Annotated in this window: 7 protein-coding genes; all 7 read right to left on the reverse strand. The window is 52.0% G+C overall.

Annotation, left to right across the window (positions count from 1 at the left end; translation table 11 throughout):
• Positions 1-95 precede the first annotated feature (95 nt).
• The 7 genes from G451_RS0111510 to trpD all read right to left on the reverse strand — a co-directional run bounded on the left by G451_RS0111510 (position 96) and on the right by trpD (position 6,249).
• On the reverse strand, positions 96-659 hold the full coding sequence (locus tag G451_RS0111510) for a type I restriction enzyme HsdR N-terminal domain-containing protein (RefSeq protein WP_027184381.1): 564 nt from the start codon (positions 657-659) through the stop codon (positions 96-98).
• A 53-nt stretch (positions 660-712) separates the two neighbouring features.
• A complete protein-coding gene (locus tag G451_RS0111515) occupies positions 713-1,576 on the reverse strand; it encodes an EamA family transporter (RefSeq protein ID WP_034641970.1) in 864 nt (287 codons plus the stop codon).
• A gap of 65 nt (positions 1,577-1,641) precedes the next feature.
• Positions 1,642-2,409 carry a tryptophan synthase subunit alpha gene (gene trpA / locus G451_RS0111520; RefSeq protein ID WP_027184383.1) on the reverse strand — a complete coding sequence of 256 codons (768 nt, stop codon included), beginning with the start codon at positions 2,407-2,409 and terminating at the stop codon, positions 1,642-1,644.
• Positions 2,410-2,699: 290 nt separating this feature from the next.
• Positions 2,700-3,875 carry a tryptophan synthase subunit beta gene (gene trpB, locus G451_RS0111530; protein WP_027184384.1) on the reverse strand — a complete coding sequence of 392 codons (1,176 nt, stop codon included), beginning with the start codon at positions 3,873-3,875 and terminating at the stop codon, positions 2,700-2,702.
• Entirely contained in the window at positions 3,868-4,494 is a 627-nt protein-coding gene (locus G451_RS0111535) for a phosphoribosylanthranilate isomerase (protein WP_027184385.1), read from the reverse strand. Before G451_RS0111535 ends, trpB begins: the two co-directional genes overlap by 8 nt.
• Positions 4,491-5,258, reverse strand: a complete 768-nt coding sequence (locus G451_RS0111540) for an indole-3-glycerol-phosphate synthase (protein WP_027184386.1) — start codon at positions 5,256-5,258, stop codon at positions 4,491-4,493. Before G451_RS0111540 ends, G451_RS0111535 begins: the two co-directional genes overlap by 4 nt.
• Positions 5,251-6,249, reverse strand: a complete 999-nt coding sequence (gene trpD, locus G451_RS0111545) for an anthranilate phosphoribosyltransferase (protein ID WP_027184387.1) — start codon at positions 6,247-6,249, stop codon at positions 5,251-5,253. The genes G451_RS0111540 and trpD overlap by 8 nt, the downstream gene beginning before the upstream one ends.
• Between the last annotated feature and the right edge of the window lie 183 nt (positions 6,250-6,432).

Here is a 6,432-nt window from a genome sequence, read left to right on the forward strand (position 1 = left end):
CGTCAAGAAAACAAAAAAAGTCCCACCTACACACAGGTGGGACTTGAAGCTGTCGAAGAGAAGGCGACATCACGCCGCCTCATTCATGCATCGAGTTATTGCGCTTGCGGTCGGCATGCCGCACCACAGCAGCCACCGGATAAAAATTCACTGTATGTATAGAGAATGCGCCCTTCACGATTCGCGGCCTCTTCATTGAGCGGTTCAACCGGGGCATTACGGGCGAGTGTCATCGCCTCTTCATAGCTAGGAATGACGCGAGTTCCTCCTTCGGCCAAGGTATGACTCGACGCGGTTTCGAGCAAGACGGCTTCTTTCGTATCCGTCACCAATGCCAGCGGCGCAGGCTTCGGTGCGAAAAGTCGGGCCGAGGCAAGCGTTTCACGAATATATGATCCGACGGACCCCGAACAGAAAATAATGATCATCAGAGGGTCGCCCGACGGGTCATAGGCCGCAAGGTCAACCATACGTGTGTAATCTTGATTTTCAACGGGAAAACACACTCCTGTTTTTGCAACAAGAGCTGCCTTCGGATAGCCTTTTTCTTCCACAAGCAACCGCGCCAACGCCTGCCGAAACTCTTCATACGACGTTTCTTCAATCGATTCGCCGGTGAGGTAATCCTCTATCGTACGCCCTAGGCTTTCTTCGTGCATGGCCTTCTCCTGTCAAACTCGTCGTTGTGCAACCTGCTTTTCTTTATAAGTCTCTATCCGGAAAGTGCAATGAGGGCGACGCCGGCAACCATAAGTCCAGCGCCGGGAAGGCGATGCCGCAACCCCTGTTCTTTAAAAAACAACGCGCCAAAAAGCACACCGAAAATTGCATTCATACGTTTTACGGCAATAACATACGGCACAATGGCCAATGTGAGAGCATACATCTGGGCCATGATCGATGTCGACTCCAACATGCCCATGGCGAGAAACGGCAAGGGACGATGAAGCAACACGTGCAATTTGTCACGGCTTCGAAGAAGAACCAATGGTGTCAAAATCAAACAGACGCCTGAGAAAACAGAAAACAACCAGAACAAAGGATCACTGTCGCGTATGCCAATTTTATCAATATTGGCGGAAATACTCCACAGGAGCGCGACGATAAGCATATATCGTGGGCCACGCTCTCGGACAATGGCTGTTAGTGGAGCAAGCAGTCCCCGCTTCCGTTCACCAAGATTCAGAACATAAGATCCCACCACGATGAACACCACACCGAAAAGTCCTGTCACATCTGGAAATTCTCCAACGATAAGTGGCGATGTCACGAGCAAAAAAAGTGGTGTCGTGGTGAGCATAGGCGCACTCAATGACAAATCCGACGACTTCAGCGCCGTGGTGTACAAAATGGCGGCAATACTCAACACCACCGAGGTGATGGCGAGTGACGGCATATATCCTGGCCCAATTGATGGAATGCCGTGGAACAGAACAACAATGCCAGTAAAAAGAGAAGCAACGGCATAGTAGCTCCATGTCACCACAAGGACATCAACGGATTTGACCGTATGTTTCATCAGCACGTCTTTTAGTGCTTGGCCCAAAGCTGTGCATAATGCGAACAGGAACCACATAGTTTTACATCCCAAAAAAAGGGAGGCCATTGGCCTCCCTGTCACACAATTACATTGGCGAAAATTTACCGCCAGCCCGCCATAAAGCCAGTCGCATCGCCACCATCTCGAATATATTTAATCAGTGCGCTTCCGAACACAACCGCATCGATACTGTCTCCGAATGCCGTTAATTGTTCTGGTGTTTTAATGCCAAACCCAAGCGCCATGGGAACATTGAAATGTTTCCGAGCATCAGCGAGTTTCGCCGCGATTTCTTCCGGAAGCGTTTCTCGTACGCCAGTCGTGCCGAGCACTGAAACAAAGTAAATAAATCCCGACGCAACGGCCGCGTATTTATCCAGGCGTTCACCCGACGTATTGAGCCCAACAAGAAACACCAGATCAAGCCCATGTGCCGCCAGAGCATCTTTGAACTCTCTGGCTTCATCAAGTGGTAAATCCGGAACAATTACACCGGACACTCCAGCTTTTGCGGCGTCCCGTGCAAAATTTTTCAGGCCATATTGCAAAAACGGGTTATAATACCCCATCAGCACGATGCCTGCCGAAAGTTTCTCTTTGCGCTTTTCCAATTCAAACAGAATCCAGGACAGGCAGACTCCGTCACGCAAGCAATCCAACGATGCATTTTCTACCACCGGTCCATCGGCCACCGGATCAGAAAACGGTACCCCGATCTCAATAATATCGGCACCAGCTGCATCCAGGGCTTCCAGTTCCTGCCAGAAGCGATCCCGATCGGGAAATCCGCCCGGCAAAAACGGTATCAACGCCTTTCGGCCCTGGCTCTTGGCCTCTTCTATCTTTTTCGTCAAAAGCGACGTACTCATGGCATGGTCCTTATCAAATTGATATTACAGTACAAGGCGGCCTCCGGCGGCTGGGGAAGGGGAGAGAACTTTTTGAAAAAAGTTCTCTCCCCTTCCCCAGACCCCATCCTCTCTCTCAAAAACTTTTATCGGGTCTTTTTATGAGGATCGCTTTGTGATCAGAATGCGAATGACGCACCGATAAAGCAAGCATTGCTCAATAACCAGCGAAAGTTTTTGAAGATTCTCTGCACTCACTTTTCGAGAATCCTTCTCGAAAAGTGAGTGCAGAGCCGCCGGAGGCATCCCCCTTACTTCTTTGCATTCATATATTCTTCAATAATACCGAGGTCTTTATCACCGCGACCGGAGAGGCAGACCATGACGTTACTGCCCGGCGTGATCGTGCTGGCATTTTCAAGCACCCAGGCCAGGGCGTGAGAGCTTTCCAACGCCGGGATGATGCCTTCGCGCCGACACAAAGTATGAAAGGCTTTCAAAGCCACTTCATCGATAATGGTTTCATATCGAGCACGACCGGATTTTAAGAGTTGCGCATGCTCCGGTCCCACGCCGGGATAATCCAGACCGGGAGCAACAGAATGCGACGGCATAATCTGACCTTCTTCGGTCTGCAGCAACAGCGTCTTCGCGCCATGAAAAACGCCGAGCGTTCCCTGGTTCAAGGTTGCGGAGTTATAGCAACCGGGTTCACCCGTTCCGCCAGCTTCCACCCCGATAAGCTCGACTTCGGGATGGGGGACAAATTCATGGAAGGCACCAATCGCATTGGACCCACCACCCACACACGCAACAACTAGATCGGGAAGTTTGCCGCATTTGTCCATAAATTGCGCTTTGGCTTCCCGACTGATGATGGATTGAAATTCCCGTACCAGCAACGGAAAGGGATGCGGACCGGCAGCGGTACCAAAGCAATAGTGCGTGGTGCGTTGTTCGGCGATCCAATAGCGCAAGGCCGCGTTGATCGCGTCTTTCAGCGTCTTGGTTCCCGATTCCACCGCAACCACTTCGGCTCCCAGAAGTTCCATACGTCGCACATTATGGGCCTGACGTTTCACGTCGGTTGCGCCCATAAACACAATGCAGGACAAACCAAGCATAGCCGCCGCCGTTGCCGTGGCCACACCGTGCTGACCGGCACCGGTCTCAGCCATGATACAGGGCTTGCCCAAATGTTTGGTCAAAAGCGCTTGGCCGATCGTATTATTGATCTTGTGCGCACCGGTATGGTTCAGGTCTTCGCGCTTCAGGTAAAGATTGAAACCGAGATCGGCCGACAAGTTGGGACACCGATAGAGAGGAGACGGACGTCCCACATAGTCGGTGAGAATCTCTTTAAACTCTTTCTGAAATGCTTCACTGGGGACAATGTCGCGCATGGCGACTTCCACTTCCTCTAACGGGGGAATAAGCAATTCGGGAACATAAAGCCCACCGAATTCGCCAAAATACCCTTTACTCATATCGACTCCGAATCCGCTCAATGGTCTGGCGGAGTTTATCATGATCTTTCTTACCGGGTGCCTCTTCCACACCCGAATTGATGTCCACGCCGGCTGCCGTGGTTGTCAACGCATCAAGGACGTTATTCGGTCCGAGCCCGCCGGCGATAAGCCAGGGACGCGGAGATTGGAGGTTGGTCAATCGAGAAAAATCAAGGCTGACCCCATGCCCGCCTCCACTTGAACCGGCATCACACAGGAAACGATGAGCAGAATCAGCATAAGCGGCCAACTCCGCTTCGAAAGCTGCGGTTGAATCATAGCGCATGGGCCAAAAGACACGCATAACGCGCTCCGGTCCGATTGCCTGGCAGAATGCCTGATCTTGTCCACCGTGAAGTTGGGCAATATCAAGTTTGGCCTCGTCTATGATCGCCAACACGTCATCAACCGTTTGTTCAACGAAAACTCCGACCCGCAACACGCCCGGTGTCTCAATGGAAGCAGCATGCTCGGGAGTGATGTTGCGAGGACTTTTACTGGCAAAAATAAACCCAAGCATATTGACACCAAGCGCAACGCATGCTGCGGCATCTTCGGGCCGGGTCATACCGCAAACTTTAATCGTTACCACGCTCATGTATTCCGTCCTGTAAGCGTTGCAAGTGCCTGGCCCGGATCAGCTCCCGACATCAGCGACGTTCCCACAAGAAACGCATCGAAACCCAGTTCATGCAATCGAGTCACTTCATCCGGTCGAGAAATGCCACTGGCGCAGATGAATGCTTGACCATCCTGTTTACCGGCAATAAGTCGTTCAGATACGGCAAGATCGGTCTGTAGAGTGTCGAGATCGCGATTGTTGACTTGAATAATCTCTGGAGAAATCATTTGTGCACGATCGAGATCGACTTGGTCAAAAACTTCCACAACGGCTTCCAATCCGTTCTCCGTACAGACTTCATATAAATTGCGCAGTTCTGCATCCGTAACCATGCGAACAATCAAAAGAATGGCTGATGCCGGGGTGGCCAGCGTGGCTCGAACCTGCAGCGGGTGCAAAATAAAGTCTTTGCGTAACAGCGGTAGGCCGGGACCGGTCATTTGTGCCAAAAACTCCAACTTCCCTTTGAAGTAGACTTCTTCGGTCAACACCGACAAGGCCGCCGCACCGGCTTTAGCATAGGCCTCGGCCGTTTCTGCCGGAGACGCCGCGAGGTTAATGTCTCCTTTTGACGGAGATGCCCGCTTGTATTCGGCAATAACCTGTGGCCCTGGTTGGAGAAGCCCCGCTTTAAATTGAGGACGTTGAACGATTAACGGCTCAGGAAAGGCGCCACTTGCGGCCAGGACCTTTAGTGATGCGATTTCCTCGGCTTTGGCTTCTGCAAATTTCTCAAGCATTGATGACATTGGGAAAGACCTTGGCGGCAACGCCGGCTTTTACTGCTTCCATCCCTTTTTCAAAGGCATCACGAAGCGGCAGGTCGTCTTCAAGCAAGTGCAAGCACACGCCCAAGTTCAGAACAATCATGTCACGCATAGCCTCAGGCCCCTTGCCCGACAGCAGTTCGGTAATAACACCAAGCGCTTCATCTCGACCGGACACCACGACATCGGATTGTTTGTGAGCACCGAAGCCGTAATCTTTGGGGTCGATCAGATCTTTCCGCATCCAACCGTCTTTCACCCACATGACATCGGCCGGACCAAACGGGCTGATTTCATCAAACCCACCATGGCCATGCACAACCGCGCCTTTTTGCAAGCCGGTTAAATTCAGAGCTTCAGCCAAGAGCGGGACAAACCGAGCTGTCGGAACGCCCAGGAGTTGGTGCGTGGGGCGGGCCGGGTTGAGCAAGGGGCCCATCAAGTTAAACAATGTGCGTGCACCAAGTTCTTTTCGAATGGGCATAATGCGCTTGAAGACGGGGTGAAAATTGGGAGCAAACAGAAAAACAAAGTGGTTTTTCGCCAATTCAGCGGGTACCGCATCGGGTTCCACCACAAGGGGTAATCCTAACGCTTCAACAATATCGGCACTCCCGCAGGAACTGGAGACGGCCCGGTTGCCATGCTTGACGACATCGTACCCCATGGCAGCCAATGTCAGGGCCACGGCTGTGGAGCAGTTGAAGCTGCATTTGTTGTCGCCGCCGGTACCGCAAGTATCGATACGCTTTCCGCTCAAACCTTGGACCAGCCGAGCTTCTTCAAGCGCTGCCCGCACACCGCAGGCGAGTTCCATACTGGTTTCGCCCTTGGTTTTCAGCCCCATCAAAAAGGCTCCGACACATGATGCCGGCATATCCCCGCGATACATGGCGCGAAACGATTCCAAGGCTTCTTCTTCCGTCAAATTTTTACCGATCGCCAAGCGCTCCAAAACGTCCATAGGAAACTCCTTATTGGATAAGGTTTCGTCTGTGGAGAGCTGGGGGGAGGGGAAGAGGGAAAAAACCCCTTTTGAGGAAAGCGGTTTCTTCCCTCTTCCCCTCCCCCCAGCTCTCCACAGACGAAACCTTATCCAATAAGGAGTTTCCTATGGACGTTTTGGAGCGCTTGGCGATCGGTAAAA

The sequence above is a fragment of the Desulfovibrio inopinatus DSM 10711 genome (assembly GCF_000429305.1).
In the GTDB taxonomy this organism is placed as follows: domain Bacteria; phylum Desulfobacterota; class Desulfovibrionia; order Desulfovibrionales; family Desulfovibrionaceae; genus Alteridesulfovibrio; species Alteridesulfovibrio inopinatus.